We start from the raw sequence: 22,965 nt of genomic DNA, 5'->3' as shown, positions 1-22,965 counted from the left end.
GCAATCCACCATCCGCGCCCCGTCCGGCACACGCGCTTCGGACAGCCGCCGGGCTGCCGGGTGTTCGACCCGCCGAACGACCGCCGGACGGCCCGCCGGACGGGTCGCCGGACGGGTCGCTCCGTGGGAGTCGCTACATAAGAGGAGTCAGGAAGCGGCGCAGCGCCTCCTCGTATCCGGCCGCGGCCACCGCGTGCCGTTCCCGGCGCGGGCCCACCAGGCCGAAGCCGCCCCGGGCGCCGGCCCGGGCCGGGCCCCGCGCCGGGGCCCCCGCCGAAGCCGAAGCGGCGGCCGGAGCCGCGGCCGAAGCCCTTCTCGAGCCGCTCATCGTGCTCCTCCCAGCGGCAGCGAGGCCAGCAGCCCCGGTACCTGCTCCCGGTCCAGCCGTACCAGCCCGGCCTTCACGCCCCGGGCCGTCTGTTCCAATCCGCGCCGCGCGGCCACGAGTTCCTCGTCGCTGCGCCCGGTGACCCGGACGTGACCCGTCAGGGTGATCTCGTGCCGCTCGGCCGGGGTCATCGTCAGGCTGAAGTTCGTCGCGAGGGCGGGCAGCGAGGTCAGCAGCGCCACGAACTGCGGCAGCGCCGCCCCGGCGCCGCCGCCCAGCTGCGGCCAGCGGCTGATCCAGTAGGTGGTGTGCCGGCGGTCGTCGCAGCGCCAGGTCCGCGGGGTCTCCTCGGTGCGCCGCCCGGTGGCGGCCGAGCGCCCGGCCTGGGTGATGGCCATCGGGTTGGCGCACGAGGAAGTGGCCAGCGCGCCCGTCAGTTCCTGTTCCGTCAGCACGGTCGCCTGGAAACCGGCGCCCGCCAGCCGGCTCGCCAACTGGTCGGCCACCCGCACCAGACATCGCTGCGCGCCCGTCAGCCCGCCGCCGCGCGCGGTGACCGCCTCGGGGCACAGCTCGGGATCCAGCTTGAGTGCGATCCAGGTGATCCGCACCGCCGGGCTTCCCGTCATGGCTTGCAGCGGGGCGTAGTTGCGCGTGGCCATCGACTGGGCCGGCAGGTGCGGGGCCGGCGCCGGCTGGGTGTGCTGCACCAGCTGCGCGGACTCCAGCCGGATGCCGTCCACTTCGAGCACGTCCCGTACGAGGCCCAGCGGCAGGGGCCGTGCCCCCCGGTCGGGCCGCAGCGCGGTGGCCTCCATGTCGACCTGGACCACGGCGGTCAGGAAGGTGCCGTCGCCGACCATTCCGACGGGCCGCCGGTCCCGGCCGCGCTCGCGCTCCCGCTCGCTGAACGTCAGGGTCCGCAGCGCCGGATCGGCCTCGACCAGCGGGGCCAGCCCCGGCTCGGTGCCCGCCGGTACGGCGGTGGCGGCGGCCCGGCGGCGGCGCGAGCGCAGGGCGAGGGCACCGCTGATCCACTCGGGCAGCGAGCGCCGGTGCCTGCGTACGACCGCGAGGATCACGAGGACGAGCGCGAGCACGCCCGCGGGGACGAGCAGCAGCGGTTCCACGACCCAGGCCACCAGCAGTGCGGCCGCGGCGACTTGGAGGAGTACGAGTTGTTGCAGTCGGAACGGACCGAACCGCCCCGGGCTGGACTTCGGATACGGCGTCACACCGGCGCGCGCGGGTGCGGACGCTCCGGTCCGCGGCCTGACGGCAGTGGCCATCTCTCGCGCACCTCCCCTTTCAGGGGCTCGGCCCCGTGAGCCCGGCGCCACGCGCGACAGCCGGCCGCTTGACCCCGGAATCTCCCCAATCCGCCCCAACACCCCTTGTTTCCCCCGGCCCGGAAGGCGTGGAGCGGCTGCCTCACCCTACCCGGCCCGCGCGCACCCTCCGCCAGCAGGCATAGTAGGTGGCCGGTCGGACGAAAGAGGCCCGGAGACCGTATGCACCGACGGGCCGGGCGGGGAGAAGCAGGCGGCCATGGCATCACGACGTGACGAGCTCAACGCGTACACCTTTGCGAAGCGACGCACGGTGGCCGCGTTCCTTCAGCCTTCCGCGACCGGGACCGAGGAGGGCGCGCCGCGGCCGCTGCGCGCCGTACTGCCCGGCGTGGTGATGGCGGCGGTCGTCCTGGCGGCCTTCGGAGCCTGGGGAATGTTCAAGCCTACGGCGCCCAAGGGCTGGGACGCCCCGGGCGCACAGGTCATCGTGGGCAAGCAGTCGACGACCCGGTACGTGGTCCTGACGACCAAGGTCGACGGCAAGGACCAGACGCGGCTGCACCCGGTGCTGAACCTGGCCTCGGCGCGGCTCCTGCTCGACCCCGCCAAGGCCAAGGTCGTCCAGGTCGAGGACAAGGTGCTCGATGCGGGCAAGCTGCCGCGCGGTCCCATCATCGGCATCCCCTACGCCCCCGACCGGCTGCCGGCGCCCGCCGACGCGGCCAAGGCCAAGCGCTGGGCCGTGTGCCAGCAGCCGGGCGGCAACGGCCGGGGCGTGCAGACCGCCACCTTCGTCCTCGCCGACCGCGAGGCGAAGCTGATGGACGACGGGCGCCGGCTCTCCGAGACCCAGGCGCTGTACGTCCAGAGCACCGGCCCGTCCAAGGGCAGGTACCTGATCGACGCGGCGGGCATGAAGTACCGGTTCCCCGAGGACTCCGCGGACGCGAGCACGATGACCAACGCCCTGGTCGGCGGCAGCGCCGTCCCGCAGCCGGTCACCGACGAGTGGCTGGCCACCCTCGACTCCGGCGAGGACCTGGCCTTCCCGCAGCTGCCCGGTGGGGCCAAGTCCGGGACGGCCGCCGGGGTCAAGGGACTGGCCAGCGCGGACGACAAGGTCGGCATGGTGCTGATGGCCATGACCGGCTCCGGCACGCAGCACTACCTGGTCCTGCCCGGCAAGGTGGTGCCCGTCTCCGACTTCGTCGCCTGGCTGATGATCTCCTCGCCCGCGACCGACGGGCTGGACATGCACGGCAAGCCCCGCGAGGTGGACCTCCAGTCCATCAACCCGGATCCCGTCCCCTTCAAGGGCGACACGAAGTGGCCGCAGAAGAAGACCGACCGGATCAACGAGGTCCGCGCGGCGGGCGCCGCGACCACCGGGGCCGAGGGCGACCGCGACACCGTCTGCAGCGTCCTGCGCTCGGTCGACGCCCAGGGCAACCAGACGCTGAGCACCTGGGCCGGCACGGGCTTCCCCGTCGACATCACCGCCAGCGGCACGAGCGCCTACGTCACCCCGGGCACGGGCCTGCTCTACACCCAGGCCCAGGGCCGCCAGACCACCGCCGGCGGCGCCCTGTTCCTGGTCACCGACACCGGCCTGCGGTACGCGGTCCAGGCCAACGGCGACAGCGACGCGGCCCAGCCCTCGCCCGGAGCGAGCGCGAGCGCGTCGCCGGGAGCGGCCTCCGCCTCCGGCCAGAGCGGCCCGTCCACCTCCGACGGCCGTCCGGCGCCGAGCCAGGCGCAGGCCCGGCTCGGCTACGCGAGCGTGGTCCCGGTGACCGTGCCCATCGCGTGGTCGGAGTTCCTCTCCAAGGGGCCCCGCCTGGACAGCAACTCCGCCCGCCAGCCCCAGGGTTCGTGATGGGCGCCGCCTCCCGGCCGACGGCCCCGAAGCCCGCCGTCGCCGCGCTGCTCGCGGCCGCCGCCCTCGCCCTGGCCGCCGCGCCGCCGCAGTCCCCGTACGAGGACCCGTACGGGAGCCCGAGCGAGGCCCCGTACGCGGCCGCGGGCGCGGCCGCGGGTCAGGCACCGCACGCGCTGCGTCCCGCCGGCGCGGGCGAGTGCACCTTCCCCATGAAGAAGCAGATAGAGGACCGTCCCTGGGCGCTCCAGCGGCTGCTGCTCGACGAGCTCTGGGCGCAGACCAAGGGCCGGACGGCCGACGGCAAGAGCGTGCGCGTCGCCGTCATCGACACCGGGGTCGACCGGGTGAACCCCCAGCTCAGCGACGCCATCGACATCGGGTCCGGACAGGACCTCCTCGATCCCAAGGGCGACGGAACCAACGACACCGTCGGGCACGGCACCAAGGTCGCAGGGCTGATCGCGGGCCGGCCGAAGCCCGGTACCGGCTTCGTGGGCATCGCCCCCGAGGCCACGATCATCCCGATCCGGCAGAACGACGGGCAGGGCAACGGCAACGCCGAGTCCCTGAGCACCGCCATCGACCACGCGGTGGCCAAGGGCGCCCAGATCATCAACATCTCGCAGGACACCGACGTACCGCTCAGCCAGGACTCCAAGCTCGGCCAGGCGGTCAAGAAGGCCATCGAGGCGAACGTGGTGGTCATCGCCTCGGCGGGCAACGACGGCCTGACCGGCCAGAAGCGCGCCACCTACCCGGCGGCCTTCCCCGGCGTCCTGGCGGTGGGCTCCTCGGACCGCAACAACGAGCGCGCCGCCTTCTCCCAGCCCGGCTCCTTCGTCGGGATCGCGGCCCCCGGCGTGGACATGGTCTCCACCGTCCCCGGCTTCGGCCAGTGCGTGGACAACGGCACCAGTTTCTCCGCGCCCTACGTCGCGGGCGTCGCGGCCCTGGTGCGGGCCAAGCACCCGCAGTGGTCCGCCCAGCAAGTGGTCTGGCAGCTCCAGAACACCGCCGAGCGCTCCGTCAACGGCCACGACGACTACGTCGGCTGGGGCGTGGTCGACCCGGTCCGCGCCCTGACCCAGGACCACGAGACCCCCAAGGCCCCCGTCCCCGACCAGGGCCCGCCCCCGGCGGCGGCTCCGCAGCCCGCCGCGATGCGGACGGGCGAGACGGCGCGGGAGCGGGACGAGCGCCTGGCAACGTACGCGCTGGGGATCGGCGGCGTGCTCATCGCCGTGATCGCCGGGGCCGCGACGGTGGTCCGGGAGGCCCGGAACCGAAGGCGCCGTTTGCAGTGAACGCGTGCGGTTCGTCGACCCGGGTCAAACAGCTGTGTTGGGTCAGGACGATGAACTGACTACAGTGATCGAAGGCTTCACGACTGTGATCGGGGATGTGGCGTGAGGCGGAGGGGGAGCTCCGGGGGCGCGTGGCTGAAAACCGCCCTCCTGAGCTGCTGCTCCGCTGCACGATCCACCGGTTCTGTCTGGTGAATTGAGAAATGAGGAGCTTCGGATGACCAATAATTTCGGCCTTGCTGACGACCCGGTCAAGCAAGCGATGAACAAGATTTCGGAGACCGCCGACAGCGTCACCCGGCAGTCCCGAGAGCTGGCGGACATCCTCGCCACCGTCAGCGCCGGCTGGACCGGTGTGGGTGCGTCGGGGTTCACCTCCGCGCAGACGGTCGTCAACGAGGACCACGACGAGATCCGCCGCCTGCTCGGCGTTCTGCACAACGCGGTCTCGCAGACCAAGAACCTGAGCAACGCGCAGGACGACGACGTGGTCACGGCGTTCCAGGCGGTCAAGGCCTCCAGCGGCGGCGGCAACACCTCCGCCCTCAACGGGATCTGACCCGTTTCCTCGAACCACCCGCCCCGCACCGTGCGAAGGAGAAGAAGATGACCGCGAACGACGGGCACACCAAGGTCCGGTATGAGAGCGTCCAGGTGATGGCGGACCGCATCCGCATCGTCTCGAACAACATCAAGAAGGACCTCGACGAGATGGGTGCGGCCCTGACGGTCGTCACCGACACCTGGGACGGCGAGGCGCACGCCCAGTACATCGAGCTGCAGCGCAAGTACAACGGCAAGGCCGACCACATGCGCGCCACGCTGCGCCAGGTCGCCGACCTCATCGAGCGCGGCAAGAACGACTACCGCGCCACCGACGTGAAGGCCTCGCGCCTGTTCACCGAGGCCTACTGAGCAACGCGGCACGTCACGCGCCACTTGGTACGAGAAGGGGGCGCGCCCGATGCGGGCGCGCCCCCTTCACCATGCCCCGGCAGGGGCGGCCCGAGCCGTACGCCGCCTAGCGCGGACCCCGGTCCAGGTCGAACTCCCCGTCCCTGGCGCCGAGTACGAACGCCTCCCACTCGGCCGCGGTGTAGCGCAGCACGGTGTCCCGGTCCAGCGAGGACCGCATCGCCACCGCTCCCTCGGGCAGCCGGGCGATCTCGACCCGCTCCTCGTCCGGGTCGGTCCCGGGCGGGCCCTCCCACTCGACGCCGCTGATGTCGAGCGCGTACAGCTCGTCCTTCTCCTGCTGAGTGCCCATGAGCGGCCTCTCCTTCGGTGGTGCGGTCGCTGCCGATTATCGGGGGCGGGCGGCCGCGCGCGGGAGTTTTTGGCCAACCCTTCCGCACCGCCGCCCGGCCGCCACCCCGCCCCAGCCCCTACATGCCCTGCATCCGGCCGATCTGGATCAGGGAGGTCCCGCGCTTGCGCGAGACGAACGAGGCCCGGCCCGGCGGCATCGGACGCGGCCGGACGGACCCGACCAGGTCGCCCTCGGACGGATCTCCGGACAGCACCACGCCCTGCGCGCCCAGCTCCTTGATCCGCTGCATGAACGGCTCGTAGAGGGCGCGCGAGGCGCCCGCCGAGCTGCGCGCGATGACGAACCGGACGCCCGTGTCCCGCGCGAACGGCAGGAACTCCACCAGCTGCGCCAGCGGGTTGCCCTGGCTCGTGGCCACCAGGTCGAAGTCGTCGATGATGATGAACACGTCGGGGCCCGTCCACCAGCTGCGGTCGCGCAGCTGCTGCGGGGTGACGTCCTGCGGCGGCTGCCGCCGCGCGAACACCCCGGCCAGCGCCTCCATGTGCATCTGCAGGGAGCTCGCCATCGGCGCGTACTCCAGCATGTGCTCCTCCGGCAGCGCCCCGAGCAGGCTGCGCCGGTAGTCGCCGACCACGAGCCGGGCCCGGTCCGGGCTGTAGCGCTCCGCGATCCGCTGGGCGATGAGCCGCAGCAGGTTCGTCTTGCCCGACTCGCTCTCGCCGAACACGAGGAGGAACGGGTCGGTCTCGAAGTCGACGAACACCGGCTCCAGTTCGGTCTCGTCGATGCCGATCGCGATGCCGCGACCCGGGTGCTCCCCGCCCTTGGGCAGCTGGTCGGCGTGGAGCAGCCGCGGCAGCAGCCGTACGCCGGGAGCCGCCTGGCCCGCCCAGTTCTGCTTGACGGCCGCCACGAAGGCCGCGGTGGCCTCCGACAGGTCGTCCGCCGCGTGCGAGCCGTCGACGCGCGGCAGCGCGCCCAGGAAGTGCAGCTTCTCCGCCACCTGGCCGCGGCCGGGCATGCCCGTCGGGACGTTCGCCGCGACCTTGCGGTCGAACTCGGAGTCCATGACGTCACCGAGGCGCAGCTCCAGCCGGCTGAGCATCTGGTCCTTCAGCGCGGCCCGCACCTCCATGTACCGGGCGACGGTGATCACCACGTGGATGCCGTAGCCCAGCCCGCGGGCCGCGATGTCCGTGACCACCTGCTCCAGGGCCTCGTACTCGCCGCGGAAGCCGCCCCAGCCGTCGATGACCAGGAAGACGTCGCCCCAGGCCTCGCCGGGCAGTTCACCCGCCGCCCGGCGGCGCCGGTAGGTGCCGATGGAGTCGATGCCGTTCGAGCGGAAGAACTCCTCGCGCCGGCGCAGCACCCCGGCGACCTCCGCGACCGTGCGCCGCACCCGCTCCGGGTCCAGCCGGGAGGCGATCCCGCCCACATGCGGCAGGTCGGCCACCGAGGACAGGCCCCCGCCGCCGAAGTCGAGCCCGTAGAACTGCACTTCGCGCGGGGTGTGCGTCAGCGCGAACGAGGAGATCAGCGTCCGCATCAGCGTGGACTTGCCCGACTGCGGGCCGCCGACCACCATCATGTGGCCCGCCGCACCCGAGAAGTCCCGGTACAGCACCTCGCGCCGCTGCTCGAACGGCTTGTCGATGAGCCCGAGCGGCACGACCAGCCCGCCCGGCCGCGTGTAGCCCTCCGCGTGCAGCCCGCGCTCCGCCGAAGGCGCCAGCGCCGGCAGCAGCTGGTCCAGCGGCGGAGCCTGGTCGAGCGGCGGCAGCCACACCTGGTGCGCCGGCACCCCCTGCCCCTCCAGCCGGCTCACGATCACGTCCAGCACCGTGTCCGCCAGCGCGTCGTCGCCCTGCCCGCCGCGCGCGGCCTCCTCCGCCCGCGCCGTCAGGTACGCCGGGTCGGGGGCCGCGTAGACCACCGGCACCGGCGCGGCCGTGAACAGCACCGGCCGGCGCTCCAACGGGAACAGCCCGACCGACAGGTCCGGCCCGCCCGTCCGGTAGGTACCCGAGACGTACGCCGCCTTGAAGCGCGTCATCTCGTCCGTACCGAACTTCAGGTAGCCCGAACCGGGCACCGACGGCAGGTGATAGGCGTCGGGCACCCCGATCGCGGTCCGTGACTCCGCCGCCGAGAAGGTCCGCAGACCGATCCGGTACGACAGGTACGTGTCCAGCCCGCGCAGCTTGCCCTCCTCCAGCCGCTGCGAGGCCAGCAGCAGGTGCACGCCCAGCGAACGGCCGATGCGGCCGATCTGGATGAACATGTCGATGAAGTCGGGCTTCGCGGTCAGCAGTTCGGAGAACTCGTCGATGACCAGCACCAGCGAGGCCAGCGGCTCCAGCGGAGCACCGGCCGCGCGGGCCTTCTCGTAGTCGTGGATGTTCGCGTAGTTGCCCGCCGAGCGCAGCAGCTCCTGCCGGCGCTGGAGTTCACCGCGGATCGAGTCGCCCATGCGGTCCACGAGCGTCAGGTCGTCCGCCAGGTTGGTGATGACCGCCGCGACGTGGGGCATCTGCCCCATCCCGGTGAAGGTCGCACCGCCCTTGAAGTCCGCCAGGACGAAGTTCAGCGTCTCCGAGGTGTGCGTCACCGCCAGACCCAGCACCAGCGTGCGCAGCAGCTCCGACTTGCCCGAACCGGTCGCGCCCACGCACAGCCCGTGCGGGCCCATGCCCTCCTGCGCGGCCTCCTTCAGGTCCAGCATCACCGGCGCGCCGTCCTCGCCGACACCGATCGGCACGCGCAGCCGCTCACCCGCCGAACGCGGCCGCCAGGTCCGGGCCACGTCCACGGCCGCGGCGTCGCCCAGGTTCAGCAGGTCCGTGAAGTCCAGATTGGCGAGCAGCGGCTCGTCGTCGTCCCCGCCGCCCGTCCGCAGCGGCGCCAGCTGCCGCGCCAGCGCCTCGGCCGCCGGCGGCGACAAGGTGTCCGGCACGCCCTCGTAGGCCACGCCCGCACCCGACTCCAGCCGCAGCCGCCCCGGCCGCACCACGACCGACAGGCCGCCGCGCGCCTCGTCCAGATCGCCCGCCACCACCTCGACGACCGTCACGCCCTGCAGGCCCTCGGCCGCCGCGAACACCGAGTCCGGCGGCACCAGGCCACCGCGCGAACCGGAGTCCAGTACGAGGACCACGTGCGGCTGGTCCAGCACCGGGGAAGCCTCCCGGCTGAACCGGGGCCGCCCCTCCAGCCGGGAGCCCAGCAGACCCTCCACCTCGGCGATGTCGTCGCCGAACAGCCGCTTCGTACCGGCCCCGTCGATCTGACCCGGAAGCTGGGTGTGCGGCAGCCACTTCACCCAGTCCCACTCCGCCACCGCGCCCGGCGCGGCCACCACCGCCACCACCAGGTCCTCGGGGGAGTGCAGCGTCGCCAGCTGCGCCACCAGCGCCCGCGCCGTACTGCGCGCCGACTCCGGCTCCCCGGACACCGTCACGTGGTAGAACGCCCGCAGCGACACCGCCACCGGCAGGCCGTCCAGCGAGGAGTGCACCTTCAGGAACTGCTGCATCGCGCCCGCCGTCAGCGGCTCCAGCTCGTCCACCGGGGCCGTGTCCGGAGCCACCAGGGCCGTCGCCAGCCGCTGCGCGCCCAGCCCCAGGCGGACCTGCCCGAAGTCCGCGTCGCCGACCCGCCGCTCCCACAGCCGCGAGCCCTCGGCCACCACCGACCACAACTGCTCCGGCGCCGGGTGCAGGTACAACTGCGCGTCGCGCTGGGCCCGCGCGGTCCGCCGTACCTGACGGCGGGTCTGGGCCAGGTACTTGAGGTAGTCCCGCCGGGTATCGGACATTTGCCCCTGCGTACCCCGCCGGTGCCGCATCAGCTGGGCGACGAGCATGCCCACCGTCGACACCATCATCAGCACGCCCATGATGCGCATGAACGGCGCCGCACCCGGCATGAAGAAGAAGACGGCGGACGAGCCCATCCCGAGCATCGGGAGGAGCTGCATCAGCACGCCCTCCTGCTGCCCCCTCGGAAGCTCCGGCGGAGCCTCCAGTCTCAGCTCGTCCGAAGGAACTTCGGGCGGAAGCGACCGGGGCGGACGTTTGACGACGATCTGGCTCACCGGAGAATCAATCCCTCGAAAACAGACGGGACGTCGCAACCGGCGCCCTCAAGTCCCGGGCGCGGAGGGGGTCTCCTCCGCGGAGAGGTGATCCTACTTGCCGACAGTCACCCACACTCCCGGTAGGGTGGCGCGCGCAGCATGCGCATCCGCGAATCGGCCGGCGCACCGGCCGGCGGCGCGTCCCCACGGGAGCACCGCACCACGCACCGACGCACACGCGGCGGCGCACGCGGAACGACAAGCGGCACCACACACCGACGCACAGACCGACGCACAGACCGACGCACAGACCGACGCACAGACCGACGTACACACCGACGCACACACCAACCGGGGGACACCAGGTGAACACCGCCGAGGCGACCGGCTTCCGCAGGGTCACCGTCGTGGCCCCCGACAGCCGCATCGACGTAGCCCTCCCCGAGGACATCGCCGTCGCCGACATCTACCCCGAGCTGCTGCGCCTCACCGGCCAGACCCAGCCCGTCGGCGCCCCCACCGGGTTCCACCTGGTCCTGCGCTCGGGCACCGTCCTCGACGGAGCGCGCACCCTCGCGGCCCAGCAGGTCCTCGACGGCGAGGTCCTCAGCCTGCGCCCCTTCGCCGAGTCCCTGCCGCCCGCCGTCTTCGACGACGTCTCCGACGCCGTCGCCTCCGCCGTGGTCCGCGACCGCCACCGCTGGAGCGACGACATGCTGCGCGGCGCGGGCCTGGCCGGCGCCGCCCTGCTCTTCGTGCTCCTCGGCTTCGTCCTCTGGTACGCCGACCCCGCCCTGCACGACATGCACGGACTGCCCGGGATCATCGCCGGCTCCGTCGGCGTGCTCCTCACCGCCGCCGCCGGCGTCCGCGCCCGGGTCTACCGCGACCGTGGATCCGCCGTGGCCCTCGGCCTCGCCGCCGTCCCGCACCTGCTGCTCGCCGGCGTGGGCATCATCGCCCCCGCGGCCGGCCAGGGACCCGGCCGGCTCCAGTTCCTCCTCGGCTGCGTCTGCGTGCTCGTCGCCTGCGTCGCCCTCGTCGCGCTCACCCCCGACGGCGACGCCCCCTTCGTCGCGGCCACCTTCCTCGCCGCCACCGGGACCGCGGCCACCTTCGCCGCCATCGCCACCGACGCCGGCGCGACCTCCGCCGCGGCCGTCTGCGCCCCCGTCGCCATCGGCCTCGTCGCCTTCCTCCCCGGCCTCTCCGCCCGCTTCGCCCGGCTCCCCATCGGCTACGCCGCCCCGCAGAGCGCCGTAGCCGAGTACGAGACCCCGGACCGCTACGAGACCGAGCCGTACGGCGACCGCTCCGCCGCCGACCAGCACGACGCCGGCGCCCCGCTCGACGCCGAGGCCATCGCCGCCCAGGCCCGCCGCGGCCACGAAATGCTCCTCGGCCTCGTCGGCGGCTGCGCCGCGGTCGCCGTCGGCTCCGCCGCCGTCCTCGGCTTCTCCGACAACACCTGGGCCCGGCTCCTGGCCCTGGCCACCGGGCTCGCCATGCTGCTGCGCGCCCGCCTCTTCCGCTACACCTCCCAGGTCGCCTGCACCCTCGTGGCCGGCCTCGCCGCCCTCGGCCTGCTCATCCTGGGCCTGGCCATGCACCCGCCGGCCGACCTGCTCCGCGAGCTCGCGCTGTACGGCGACCACGCGGGCCTGGAGCTCCGTACCATCTGGCTCTCGGCGGCCGTGGCCGCCGGCGCGGCCCTCCTCGCGGGAATCGCGCTGGTCATTCCCACCAGGGGTCTGTCACCCTTCTGGGGGCGCCTGCTCGACCTCACCGAGGCGGCGGTGCTGCTCAGCCTGGTCCCGCTGACCCTGGCCGTGCTCGACGTCTACGCCCGGGCCCGGTCTCTCACCAGCTGAGACGGGGCGCAGCGGCAGCCTGGTACGCTGTGTGACGGCCGTTTGTGTACGCGCTCCCGGAATCCTCTGGGGGCTGCGCTCAGCGGACCCCGCCTCCCGAGTCACGGAAGATCCCCAGAGAATTCGACCTGGGGCACTCGGTGGCAACGAAGACCTATAACGAGGAGTACGCGTGCCGCTCGACGCCGCAACGAAGAAGCAGCTCATCGCAGAGTTTGGTGCCAAGGAGGGCGACACCGGCTCCCCCGAGGTCCAGGTCGCCATGCTGTCCCGCCGCATCTCGGACCTGACCGAGCACCTGAAGCTGCACAAGCACGACCACCACTCCCGTCGTGGTCTGCTGATCCTGGTCGGCCAGCGCCGCCGCCTGCTGCAGTACCTGGCCAAGAAGGACATCCAGCGCTTCCGCGCGCTGGTCGAGCGCCTCGGCATCCGCCGCGGTGCGGCCGGCGCCAAGTAAAGACGCTGTGAAGGGAGCGGTTCCCACACGAGGGGAGCCGCTCCCTTTGCTGTACGTGCGCGACGGACCGGACGCTTTGTAGTCTGGAACCACGTGCACAACTGAAGAGGAGGAGCGCCCTCCCTACGCCGCCGGTCCTCGGTAGTGGCATCCGGAAGGCCCGCAAGGGGCCTCAGCCCGGGTGCTTCGATCGAAGACCGGCCCGCACGCCAGGAGCGCTTCTCCGCAACCGTCGGTCACCACACGGGTGGCGGACGGAGACGACGAAAATGGAGAACACGCTAGTGGAGAACGAGACCCACTACGCCGAGGCCGTCATTGACAACGGTTCCTTCGGTACCCGCACCATCCGCTTCGAGACGGGCCGTCTGGCCCGCCAGGCCGCCGGCTCCGCCGTTGCCTACCTGGACGACGACACGATGGTGCTTTCCGCTACCACCGCGTCGAAGAAGCCCAAGGACCAGCTCGACTTCTTCCCCCTGACGGTCGACGTCGAAGAGCGCCAGTACGCGGCCGGCAAGATCCCCGGCTCGTTCTTCCGCCGTGAGGGCCGCCCCTCCGAGGACGCGATCCTCACCTGCCGCCTGATCGACCGCCCGCTGCGCCCGTCCTTCAAGAAGGGCCTGCGCAACGAGATCCAGGTCGTCGCCACGATCATGGCGCTCAACCCCGACCACCTGTACGACGTCGTCGCGATCAACGCCGCGTCCGCGTCCACCCAGCTGGCCGGCCTGCCCTTCTCCGGCCCGATCGGCGGCGTCCGCGTCGCGCTGATCCGCGGCCAGTGGGTCGCCTTCCCGACGCACACCGAGCTCGAGGACGCCGTCTTCGACATGGTCGTCGCGGGCCGCGTCCTGGACGACGGCGACGTCGCGATCATGATGGTCGAGGCCGAGGCCACCGAGAAGACCATCGCCCTCGTCAAGGGCGGCGCCGAGGCGCCGACCGAGGAGGTCGTCGCCGCGGGTCTGGACGCCTCGAAGCCGTTCATCAAGGCGCTCTGCAAGGCCCAGGCCGACCTGGCCGCCAAGGCCGCCAAGCCCGAGGGCGAGTTCCCGGTCTTCCTGGACTACCAGGACGACGTGTTCGAGGCCCTCTCGGCCGCCGTCAAGGGCGACCTCTCCCAGGCGCTGACCATCGCGGGCAAGCAGGACCGCGAGGCCGAGCTGGACCGCGTCAAGGAGATCGCCGCCGAGAAGCTCCTCCCGGCCTTCGAAGGCCGCGAGAAGGAGATCTCCGCCGCGTACCGCAGCCTGACCAAGGCCCTGGTCCGCGAGCGCGTCATCAAGGACAAGGTCCGCATCGACGGCCGCGGGATCACGGACATCCGTACCCTCGCCGCCGAGGTCGAGGCCATCCCGCGCGTGCACGGCTCGGCGCTGTTCGAGCGTGGCGAGACCCAGATCCTGGGCGTCACCACCCTCAACATGCTCCGCATGGAGCAGCAGCTGGACACCCTCTCCCCGGTGACCCGCAAGCGCTACATGCACAACTACAACTTCCCGCCGTACTCCGTCGGTGAGACCGGCCGCGTGGGCTCGCCCAAGCGCCGCGAGATCGGCCACGGCGCGCTCGCCGAGCGCGCGATCGTGCCGGTCCTCCCGACCCGCGAGGAGTTCCCGTACGCGATCCGCCAGGTGTCCGAGGCCCTCGGCTCCAACGGTTCGACGTCCATGGGCTCGGTCTGCGCCTCCACCATGTCGCTGCTGAACGCCGGTGTGCCCCTCAAGGCCCCCGTCGCCGGTATCGCCATGGGTCTGATCTCCCAGGAGATCGACGGCAAGACGCACTACGTCGCCCTCACCGACATCCTCGGTGCGGAGGACGCCTTCGGCGACATGGACTTCAAGGTCGCCGGCACCAAGGAGTTCGTCACCGCGCTCCAGCTGGACACCAAGCTCGACGGCATCCCGGCCTCGGTCCTGGCCGCCGCCCTCAAGCAGGCCCGCGACGCCCGCCTCCACATCCTCGACGTGATGATGGAAGCGATCGACACGCCGGACGCCATGTCCCCGTTCGCCCCCCGGATCATCACCGTCAAGATCCCGGTGGACAAGATCGGTGAGGTCATCGGCCCCAAGGGCAAGATGATCAACCAGATCCAGGAGGACACCGGCGCCGAGATCACGATCGAGGACGACGGCACCATCTACATCGGTGCCTCCGACGGCCCGGCCGCCGAGGCCGCCCGCGCCACGATCAACCAGATCGCCAACCCGACCATGCCGGAGGTCGGCGAGCGCTACCTGGGTACGGTCGTCAAGACCACCACCTTCGGTGCCTTCGTCTCCCTCATGCCCGGCAAGGACGGCCTGCTGCACATCTCGCAGATCCGCAAGCTCGCCGGTGGCAAGCGCGTGGAGAACGTCGAGGACGTGCTCGCGGTCGGTACCAAGGTCCAGGTCGAGATCGCCGAGATCGACTCCCGCGGCAAGCTCTCCCTGGTCCCCGTGATCGACGGCGAGGCCGCCGGCGACGACGCTGACAAGGACGACTCCGACAAGTGACGTCGCGTAGTTCGCGTGTGACGGCCCGCCCCTCTTCGGAGGGGCGGGCCGTCGCCCGTACCCAAACACTGCTCAAGGGCACGAACGGCATCGGCACCGTCCGGCGCACCGTCCTGCCCGGTGGACTGCGCGTCGTCACCGAGACGCTGCCGTCCGTCCGCTCCGCCACGTTCGGCATCTGGGCCAACGTCGGCTCCCGGGACGAGACGCCGTCGCTGAACGGCGCCACGCACTACCTGGAGCACCTCCTCTTCAAGGGCACCGAGAAGCGCAGCGCCCTCGACATCTCCTCCGCGATCGACGCGGTCGGCGGCGAGATGAACGCCTTCACGGCGAAGGAGTACACCTGCTATTACGCGCGGGTGCTCGACACCGACCTGCCGCTGGCCATCGACGTCGTGTGCGACATGCTCACCGGCTCGCTGATCCTCCCGTCCGATGTCGACGCCGAGCGCGGAGTCATCCTCGAAGAGATCGCGATGACCGAGGACGACCCGGGCGACGTGGTCCACGACCTGTTCGCCCAGACCATGTACGGGGACACCCCGCTCGGGCGCCCCGTCCTCGGCACGGTCGACACGATCAACGCCCTCACCGCCGACCGGATCCGCCGCTTCTACAAGAAGCACTACGACCCGACCCACCTGGTGGTGGCCGCCGCGGGCAACGTCGACCACGACAAGGTCGTACGCCAGGTCCGCACGGCCTTCGAGAAGGCCGGCAGCCTGACCCGCACCGACGCCGAACCGGTCGGCCCGCGCTCCGGCACCAAGCGGATCCGCACCTCCGGCCGCGTCGAGCTGGTCAACCGCAAGACCGAGCAGGCCCACGTGGTCCTCGGCATGCCGGGCCTGGCCCGCACCGACGAGCGCCGCTGGGCGCTGGGCGTGCTGAACACGGCGCTCGGCGGAGGCATGTCCTCGCGCCTCTTCCAGGAGATCCGCGAGAAGCGCGGCCTGGCCTACAGCGTGTACTCGTACACCTCGGGCTTCGCCGACACCGGCCTCTTCGGCGTCTACGCGGGCTGCCGCCCGGGCCAGGTCCACGACGTACTGCGGATCTGCCGGGAGGAGCTCGACAAGGTCGCCTCCGAGGGGATCACCGACGAGGAGATCCGGCGGGCCGTCGGCCAGCTGTCCGGCTCCACCGTCCTCGGCCTGGAGGACACCGGTGCGATCATGAACCGCATCGGCAAGAGCGAGCTGTGCTGGGGCGACCAGATGTCGGTCGACGACATGCTGGCCCGGATCGCCGCCGTCACCCCCGACGACGTGCGCTCGGTGGCCCGGGACGTCCTGGGCCAGCGGCCCTCGCTCGCGGTGATCGGCCCGCTCAAGGAGAAGCAGGCGGCCCGCCTCGACGAAGCGGTCGCCTAGTTCCGTACGTTGGTCTGAGTCTGTGAACACATTGAGGGACGTGAAATGAGCAAGCTGCGCGTGGCAGTCCTCGGCGCCCGGGGCCGCATCGGCTCCGAGGCGGTCAAGGCCGTCGAGGCCGCCGAGGACATGGAACTGGTGGCCGCCCTCGGGCGCGGCGACAAGCTGGAGACGCTGGCCGAGGCCGGCGCCCAGGTCGCCGTCGAGCTGACCACCCCGGCCTCGGTGATGGAGAACCTCGACTTCCTCATCAGCCACGGCATCCACGCGGTGGTCGGCACCACCGGCTGGACCGAGGACCGCCTCGCACAGCTGAACACCTGGCTCGCCGCTTCGCCGCGGACGGGTGTGCTCATCGCCCCGAACTTCTCCATCGGCGCCGTCCTCACCATGAAGTTCGCCGAGCAGGCCGCCCGGTACTTCGAGTCCGTCGAGGTCGTCGAGCTGCACCACCCGAACAAGGTCGACGCCCCCTCCGGCACGGCGACCCGTACGGCGCAGCTCATCGCCGCCGCCCGCGCCGAGGCCGGGCTCGGCGCGCAGCCGGACGCCACCGCCACCGCACTGGACGGCGCGCGCGGCGCCGACGTGGACGGCGTCCCGGTGCACGCGATCCGCCTGCGGGGCCTCCTGGCCCACCAGGAGGTGCTCCTCGGCGGCGAGGGCGAGACCCTGACCATCCGACACGACTCCCTGCACCACAGCAGCTTCATGCCGGGCATCCTGCTCGGCGCGCGCCGCGTGACGCAGACTCCGGGCCTCACGTTCGGCCTGGAAAACTTCCTCGAACTCGGCTGACGAGCGGACAGCGGAACCATGCGCGCGAAGATCGCCTACTTCCTCACGGCCGCCGTCCTGGTCGTGTACTTCGTCCTGGCCGGCAGCCGGGGGCTGATGCTGATCCGGCACGGGACCTGGCTCACCGTCACCTTCGGGGTGGCGGTGCTGATCCTGCCGGTCATCGGCGTCTGGTTCCTCTGGAAGAACACCCGGTTCGTCACCCGGGCCAACCAGCTCGCGACCCAGCTGGAGGCCGAGGGCGGACTGCCCGTGGACGAGCTGGAGCGGGACACGTACGGCCGGATCCTGCGGGACTCCGCCGACGAGGTCTTCGCGCGCCGCAAGGCCGAGACTGAGGATGCCCCTGGGGACTGGCGCAGCTGGTTCCGACTCGCCGTCGCCTACCGCGACGCGCGCGACACCCCGCGTGCGCGCAAGGCCATGCAGCGGGCGATCTCCCTGCACGACGCGGCGTAACGAAGGACCGTACCGACGAGAAAAGCCGTACGGGGCGCGGCCCCGTACGGCTTTTCTCGTGTCGTACGCCGTGCCCGCGTGACGCCGGATCAGACGGGCACGGCCCGGTACTCGTTGGCCCATGCCTCCACCGAGTCGGCCGCCCGGTCGAAGGCCTCGGTCCGCGACAGGAAGTCGGCGTTGTGGTCGGTCAGCAGCACCGGCAGCGTGGCGCCGCCGCGAGCGGCCACCGTCAGGGCCTGGCCCTGTACGGTCCTCGGCAGGCCGAGCCAGCGCACGGGCTGCTGCACGGTACGGATCTCGGCGACCTGGCTCCACGGGATCGAGCGGGTCCCGAAGAACCCGACCCGGCGCAGCCCCTTGGGGCTCACCCAGACTCCCGTGCGCAGCAGCCGCAGCGCCGTGCCGACCACGGCGAGCGAGGCGGCCAGGCCGCCCAGGGCGCCGGCCCAGGTGCCGACGGCGACGATGATCACCGTGGCGAACAGCATGAACGCGCCCAGCAGGAGCAGCAGGGCGGCGATGGCGACCCGCCAGGGCCCCGGGCGGTAGGGGCGGCGCCAGCGGTCGGGGTCGTCGTAGGGGAGCGTCTCCCCGTTGTCGTGCGCGTCGAATGCGCCGGCGGCCGTCAGGAAGGGCAGGGGCACGGCAGGACCTCACTCACATGCACGTTCGGTTGGGCTGTGCCCGTGAGGCTACCGCCCTTCGGACGCCTCCGACTGTTGCGACTTCGCCGGGGCCTCGCTCGGCCGCAGTGCGGGCATGCCGAAGAGGAGCGAGCCCACGAGCCCTGCGACCACGGTGAGTCCGACCAGGCTACGGGCGGCGATCTGCGTCGCGCCCAGACGCTCGCGCGGCGGCGGAGTGACGTTACTGCGGAATCGGTCGGCCTCGGCGACGAAGGCGAACGGGACGGGCTCGCGCCCGGGGGCACCTCCCGGCGGTAGCTGGGGGAGGGACATGAGCGACGCTCCTCACGGTCGGTGCCCGGGGGCGGCGGGCAGGATGGGTGGACGTTCCACTGAGTAGGACGCGCGAGAGCCCGTCGAGGTGCCGAAAGTCGGGACATTAACGAAAATTGCGCAGGAAGAACTCCCGCTCGCAGACGAGGGCGTCGACACCGCCGCTCACACCTGCACCTACTACGGCGCCAACGGCGAGTCCTACACCGAGGACTACCCGTCCGTCGCCCTGCCCTCGGCTTGACCTTCGAGTCGGGTCGAAGGTTTACCGTCGGAGGCATGAGCACCTACCGGATCTCGCAGCTGGCGGAACGCTGCGGCGTTCCCGCCACCACGCTGCGCTTCTACGAGGACGCCGGGCTGCTCCCGGCCGGGCGGACCCCGTCGGGGTACCGCGTCTACGGAGAGGACGCCGTCGAGCGTCTGGGCTTCATTTCCTCGGCCAAGCTCCTGGGCCTGGCCCTGGAGGAGATCCGCGAGCTCCTGGACGTGCGCGAGGAAGGGATGTGCGCGGCAGTCCGTACGCGGATGGTGCCGCTGGTGGCGGGCCGGATCGCGGAGACCGAGGGCCGGATCGCCGAGCTGTCGGCGTTCTCCGCGCACCTGGCGGCCGTGCGCGACGATCTGTCGGGTCCGGCGCCGGAGGGCGGGTGCGGACCGGACTGCGGCTGCACCACCACCCCATCGGCCAGCGGGCCGGTCCCGGTGACGCTGTCGCGTATCCGGCCCGCCGCGCCGGTACCGGCGGCCGAGCCGTGGCGCAGCGCGCCCGTGGCGTGCACTCTGGGCGGCCCCGAGTTGGAAGGCCGCACCCAGGAGTGGCGGCGGCTGGTTGAGAAGGCCGAGACCCTTGAGGACATCCCCGACGGGGTGCGGCTCACGTTCCCCGCCACGGCGGAGCTCGCCGGGCAGGTCGCCGCCCTGGCGGCGGCCGAGCAGGGCTGCTGCTCGTTCTTCGACTTCACCCTGCACCTGGCCCCGGCCGCGCTGGAGCTGACCGTGCGCGCCCCCGAAGCCGCGGCGCCGCTGCTGGCCGACCTGTTCGGAGTGACCGCATGAGCCACCCTGTTCCCGAAGGCCGGCGGCGGCTGTGTTGCCCCGTAAGGCCGGAACGGGCCGTTCCGCACAGATGTGCGGACCAAGTCCGAAGTGTCCGTATTGCGGCGTTTCGTGAAGTTCATCTAGGCTGATCAAACGGACCCGGCACTGCTTGAACCCCCGAGCAGGCAGTGCCGGGCTCCAACACCCCCATCACGTCCCCCGAGGGGACACCGAGAGCGTGGCAGCGAGTAGCGTGTTACCCATGGCTCCGATCTCGACTCCGCAGACCCCCTTCGGGCGGGTCCTCACCGCCATGATCACGCCGTTCACGGCGGATGGCACACTTGACCTCGACGGCGCGCAACGGCTCGCCGTCCACTTGGTGGACGCAGGCAACGACGGCCTGATCATCAACGGCACCACCGGTGAGTCCCCGACCACCACCGACGCGGAGAAAAACGACCTCGTACGAGCCGTCCTCGAAGCCGTCGGGGACCGCGCCCACGTGGTCGCCGGCATCGGCACCAACGACACCCGCCACACGCTCGAGCTCGCCCGCCAGGCCGAGCGCACCGGCGCACACGGCCTGCTCGCGGTCACCCCGTACTACAGCAAGCCGCCGCAGGAGGGCCTCTTCCGGCACTTCACGGCGATCGCCGACGCCACCGGGCTTCCGGTCATGCTCTACGACATCCCCGGCCGCAGTGGTGTCCCGATCAACACCGAAACCCTGGTCCGGCTGGCCGAGCACCCCCGTATCGTTGCCAACAAGGACGCCAAGGGCGACCTCGGCCGCGCCAGCTGGGCCATCGCACAGAGCGGCCTGGCCTGGTACTCGGGTGACGACATGCTGAACCTGCCGCTCCTGTCGGTCGGCGCGGTCGGCTTCGTCTCCGTGGTCGGCCACCTGGTCACCCCCGAGCTCCGCGCGATGCTCGAGGCCCACCTGGGCGGCGACGTCCAGAAGGCCACCGAGATCCACCAGAAGCTGCTCCCCGTCTTCACCGGCATGTTCCGCACCCAGGGTGTGATCACCACCAAGGGCGCGCTGAACCTGCAGGGCCGGCCGGCGGGCCCGCTGCGGCTCCCGCTGGTCGAGCTGACCGCCGAAGAGACGGCTCAGCTCAAGATCGACCTTGCCGCCGGCGGGGTGCAGCTCTGACACCAGACTTCACAACTGAATAAGCGACACCACACAAGACAACAGCTAGTGCACGAATGACACGCCGGCCACATTCCTCGACGGACACGTGGCGCGCGTGGTGAAGGAGAACCTTTTGAGCCATCCGCATCCTGAACTCGGTCCGCCGCCGAAGCTCCCCAAGGGCGGCCTTCGGGTCACCCCCCTGGGCGGTCTCGGTGAGATCGGCCGCAACATGACCGTCTTCGAGTTCGACGGTCGCCTGCTGATCGTCGACTGCGGCGTCCTCTTCCCCGAAGAGGAGCAGCCGGGCATCGACCTGATCCTGCCGGACTTCTCGTCCATCCGGGATCGCCTCGACGACATCGAGGGCATCGTCCTCACGCACGGCCACGAGGACCACATCGGCGCCGTCCCCTTCCTCCTCCGGGAGAAGCCGGACATCCCGCTGATCGGCTCCAAGCTGACGCTGGCCCTCATCGAGGCGAAGCTCCAGGAGCACCGCATCCGCCCCTACACCCTTGAGGTGAAGGAAGGCGAGCGCGAGAACCTCGGCCCCTTCGACTGCGAATTCATCGCGGTCAACCACTCCATCCCGGACGCCCTGGCCGTGGCCATCCGCACCGGCGCCGGCATGGTCGTGTGCACCGGTGACTTCAAGATGGACCAGCTCCCGCTGGACAACCGCCTCACCGACCTGCACGCCTTCGCGCGCCTGAGCGAAGAGGGCATCGACCTCCTCCTCTCGGACTCGACGAACGCCGAGGTCCCGGGCTTCGTCCCGCCCGAGCGCGAGATCTCCAATGTCCTGCGCACGGTCTTCGCGAACGCCAACAACCGGATCATCGTGGCGAGCTTCGCGAGCCACGTGCACCGCATCCAGCAGATCCTCGACGCCGCCCACGAGTACGGGCGCCGGGTCGCCTTCGTCGGCCGCTCGATGGTCCGCAACATGGGCATCGCCCGTGACCTGGGCTACCTGAAGGTTCCGCCGGGCCTCGTCGTGGACGTCAAGACCCTCGACGACCTGCCGGCCCACGAGGTCGTCCTGGTCTGCACCGGTTCCCAGGGCGAGCCGATGGCCGCCCTGTCGCGCATGGCCAACCGCGACCACCAGATCCGGATCGTCCCGGGTGACACGGTGATCCTCGCGTCGTCCCTGATCCCGGGCAACGAGAACGCGGTCTACCGCGTGATCAACGGCCTGACCCGCTGGGGCGCCAACGTCGTGCACAAGGGCAACGCCAAGGTGCACGTCTCGGGCCACGCCTCCGCCGGCGAGCTGCTGTACTTCTACAACATCTGCAAGCCGCGGAACCTGATGCCGGTCCACGGCGAATGGCGCCACCTGCGCGCCAACGCCGAGCTCGGCGCCCTGACGGGTGTCCCGAAGGACCGCATCGTCATCGCCGAGGACGGCGTGGTCGTCGACCTGATCGACGGCAAGGCGCGGATCTCCGGCAAGGTCCAGGCCGGCTACGTGTACGTGGACGGCCTCTCGGTCGGCGACGTCACCGAGGTCCACCTCAAGGACCGCCGGATCCTCGGCGAAGAGGGCATCGTCTCGGTCTACGTCGTGGTGGACAGCACCACGGGCAAGGTCGTCAGCGGCCCGAACATCCAGGCCCGCGGCTCCGGCATCGAAGACGCGGCGTTCAACGCCGTCCTGCCGAAGATCGAGGAAGCCATCGCCCGCGCCGCGGCCGACGGCGTGGCCGAGCCGCACCAGATCCAGCAGCTCATCCGCCGCACGATGGGCAAGTGGGTATCGGACGGCTACCGCCGCCGCCCGATGATCCTCCCGGTCGTCGTCGAGGTCTGACCTCGGCGTTCGTAGCGACCTCGCCGGAGCGGGGCAACCGGATTTGCATCCGGGGGCCCCGCTCCAGTACGTTTGCGTCTCCAGCCCGCAAGAGACCCCGGCACACACGTGTGTCCGGACGCATCGATGCGGGCGGGTGGGATTCCAGAGCAGGGAAACCTGATAAAGTCTGGCTCGCCCGAAAGGGAATGGCTATCCAATGGCCGTCCAATTCAAATCCAGCCCGAAACGGTGCGGAAATGATCTGGTAAAGTTGGAATCGCCGGAAAGGGAAACGCGAAAGCGAAGAACTGGAAAGCGAAACCCGCTGACTGGGAATCGGACACGAAAGAGTCTGATAGAGTCGGAGACACAAGAACGAAGGAAGCGCCCGG

The 22,965-nt window shown here is 71.3% G+C and carries 19 protein-coding genes; 13 read left to right on the top strand and 6 right to left on the bottom strand.

Annotated elements, in window-relative coordinates; genetic code table 11:
- Positions 1-133: 133 nt before the first annotated feature.
- Positions 134-328, bottom strand: coding sequence for a hypothetical protein (locus J7E97_RS26605; protein WP_215032181.1), 195 nt, complete (start codon positions 326-328; stop codon positions 134-136).
- On the bottom strand, positions 325-1,617 hold the full coding sequence (eccE, locus tag J7E97_RS26600; RefSeq protein WP_215032178.1) for a type VII secretion protein EccE: 1,293 nt from the start codon (positions 1,615-1,617) through the stop codon (positions 325-327). The genes J7E97_RS26605 and eccE overlap by 4 nt, the downstream gene beginning before the upstream one ends.
- 259 nt (positions 1,618-1,876) lie before the next feature.
- Between eccE and eccB the strand changes: the two genes are divergently transcribed.
- The 4 genes from eccB (at position 1,877) to J7E97_RS26580 (ending at position 5,718) form a co-directional block, all read left to right on the top strand.
- Entirely contained in the window at positions 1,877-3,496 is a 1,620-nt protein-coding gene (gene eccB, locus J7E97_RS26595; protein WP_215032175.1) for a type VII secretion protein EccB, read from the top strand.
- The gene (mycP, locus tag J7E97_RS26590; RefSeq protein WP_215032172.1) at positions 3,496-4,803 is read left to right on the top strand and encodes a type VII secretion-associated serine protease mycosin; all 1,308 of its coding nucleotides are present in this window, start codon (positions 3,496-3,498) and stop codon (positions 4,801-4,803) included. Before eccB ends, mycP begins: the two co-directional genes overlap by 1 nt.
- 217 nt (positions 4,804-5,020) lie before the next feature.
- Entirely contained in the window at positions 5,021-5,362 is a 342-nt protein-coding gene (locus J7E97_RS26585; protein WP_215032169.1) for a WXG100 family type VII secretion target, read from the top strand.
- Between the two features lie 47 nt (positions 5,363-5,409).
- Positions 5,410-5,718, top strand: coding sequence for a WXG100 family type VII secretion target (locus J7E97_RS26580; RefSeq protein WP_215032166.1), 309 nt, complete (start codon positions 5,410-5,412; stop codon positions 5,716-5,718).
- Between the two features lie 106 nt (positions 5,719-5,824).
- Here the strand turns inward: J7E97_RS26580 and J7E97_RS26575 are convergent, their stop codons facing one another.
- A complete protein-coding gene (locus tag J7E97_RS26575) occupies positions 5,825-6,070 on the bottom strand; it encodes a DUF397 domain-containing protein (RefSeq protein WP_215032163.1) in 246 nt (81 codons plus the stop codon).
- 118 nt (positions 6,071-6,188) lie between these two features.
- The gene (gene eccCa / locus J7E97_RS26570; protein ID WP_215032160.1) at positions 6,189-10,172 is read right to left on the bottom strand and encodes a type VII secretion protein EccCa; all 3,984 of its coding nucleotides are present in this window, start codon (positions 10,170-10,172) and stop codon (positions 6,189-6,191) included.
- A 347-nt stretch (positions 10,173-10,519) separates the two neighbouring features.
- On the opposite strand from eccCa, the gene eccD reads away from it, so the two are divergent.
- The 6 genes from eccD (at position 10,520) to J7E97_RS26540 (ending at position 17,625) form a co-directional block, all read left to right on the top strand.
- On the top strand, positions 10,520-12,025 hold the full coding sequence (gene eccD, locus J7E97_RS26565) for a type VII secretion integral membrane protein EccD (protein WP_215032157.1): 1,506 nt from the start codon (positions 10,520-10,522) through the stop codon (positions 12,023-12,025).
- 172 nt (positions 12,026-12,197) lie between these two features.
- Positions 12,198-12,485, top strand: coding sequence for a 30S ribosomal protein S15 (gene rpsO / locus J7E97_RS26560; protein WP_215032153.1), 288 nt, complete (start codon positions 12,198-12,200; stop codon positions 12,483-12,485).
- A gap of 284 nt (positions 12,486-12,769) precedes the next feature.
- Positions 12,770-14,992 carry a polyribonucleotide nucleotidyltransferase gene (locus J7E97_RS26555; RefSeq protein WP_215032184.1) on the top strand — a complete coding sequence of 741 codons (2,223 nt, stop codon included), beginning with the start codon at positions 12,770-12,772 and terminating at the stop codon, positions 14,990-14,992.
- Positions 14,989-16,368, top strand: coding sequence for a pitrilysin family protein (locus tag J7E97_RS26550; protein ID WP_215032150.1), 1,380 nt, complete (start codon positions 14,989-14,991; stop codon positions 16,366-16,368). The genes J7E97_RS26555 and J7E97_RS26550 overlap by 4 nt, the downstream gene beginning before the upstream one ends.
- A gap of 45 nt (positions 16,369-16,413) precedes the next feature.
- On the top strand, positions 16,414-17,166 hold the full coding sequence (gene dapB, locus J7E97_RS26545) for a 4-hydroxy-tetrahydrodipicolinate reductase (RefSeq protein ID WP_215032147.1): 753 nt from the start codon (positions 16,414-16,416) through the stop codon (positions 17,164-17,166).
- 18 nt (positions 17,167-17,184) lie between these two features.
- On the top strand, positions 17,185-17,625 hold the full coding sequence (locus tag J7E97_RS26540) for a hypothetical protein (RefSeq protein WP_215032145.1): 441 nt from the start codon (positions 17,185-17,187) through the stop codon (positions 17,623-17,625).
- 89 nt (positions 17,626-17,714) lie between these two features.
- Here J7E97_RS26540 and J7E97_RS26535 read toward each other — a convergent pair whose 3' ends face one another.
- Positions 17,715-18,272, bottom strand: a complete 558-nt coding sequence (locus tag J7E97_RS26535) for a PH domain-containing protein (RefSeq protein ID WP_215032142.1) — start codon at positions 18,270-18,272, stop codon at positions 17,715-17,717.
- 48 nt (positions 18,273-18,320) lie between these two features.
- Positions 18,321-18,587 (bottom strand): hypothetical protein, encoded by a 267-nt coding sequence (locus tag J7E97_RS26530; protein ID WP_215032140.1) that lies wholly within the window; start codon positions 18,585-18,587, stop codon positions 18,321-18,323.
- A gap of 279 nt (positions 18,588-18,866) precedes the next feature.
- Between J7E97_RS26530 and J7E97_RS26525 the strand changes: the two genes are divergently transcribed.
- The 3 genes from J7E97_RS26525 to J7E97_RS26515 all read left to right on the top strand — a co-directional run bounded on the left by J7E97_RS26525 (position 18,867) and on the right by J7E97_RS26515 (position 22,591).
- On the top strand, positions 18,867-19,646 hold the full coding sequence (locus tag J7E97_RS26525; RefSeq protein WP_215032138.1) for a heavy metal-responsive transcriptional regulator: 780 nt from the start codon (positions 18,867-18,869) through the stop codon (positions 19,644-19,646).
- A gap of 244 nt (positions 19,647-19,890) precedes the next feature.
- Positions 19,891-20,790, top strand: coding sequence for a 4-hydroxy-tetrahydrodipicolinate synthase (gene dapA / locus J7E97_RS26520; RefSeq protein ID WP_215032136.1), 900 nt, complete (start codon positions 19,891-19,893; stop codon positions 20,788-20,790).
- A 115-nt stretch (positions 20,791-20,905) separates the two neighbouring features.
- On the top strand, positions 20,906-22,591 hold the full coding sequence (locus tag J7E97_RS26515) for a ribonuclease J (RefSeq protein WP_215032134.1): 1,686 nt from the start codon (positions 20,906-20,908) through the stop codon (positions 22,589-22,591).
- Positions 22,592-22,965: the final 374 nt, after the last annotated feature.

Source organism: Streptomyces sp. ISL-66, assembly GCF_018614135.1.
Taxonomy (GTDB): Bacteria; Actinomycetota; Actinomycetes; order Streptomycetales; family Streptomycetaceae; genus Streptomyces.
The sequence above is the reverse complement of the archived record's forward strand: the minus strand, read 5'-3'. Positions and strand labels throughout refer to the sequence as shown.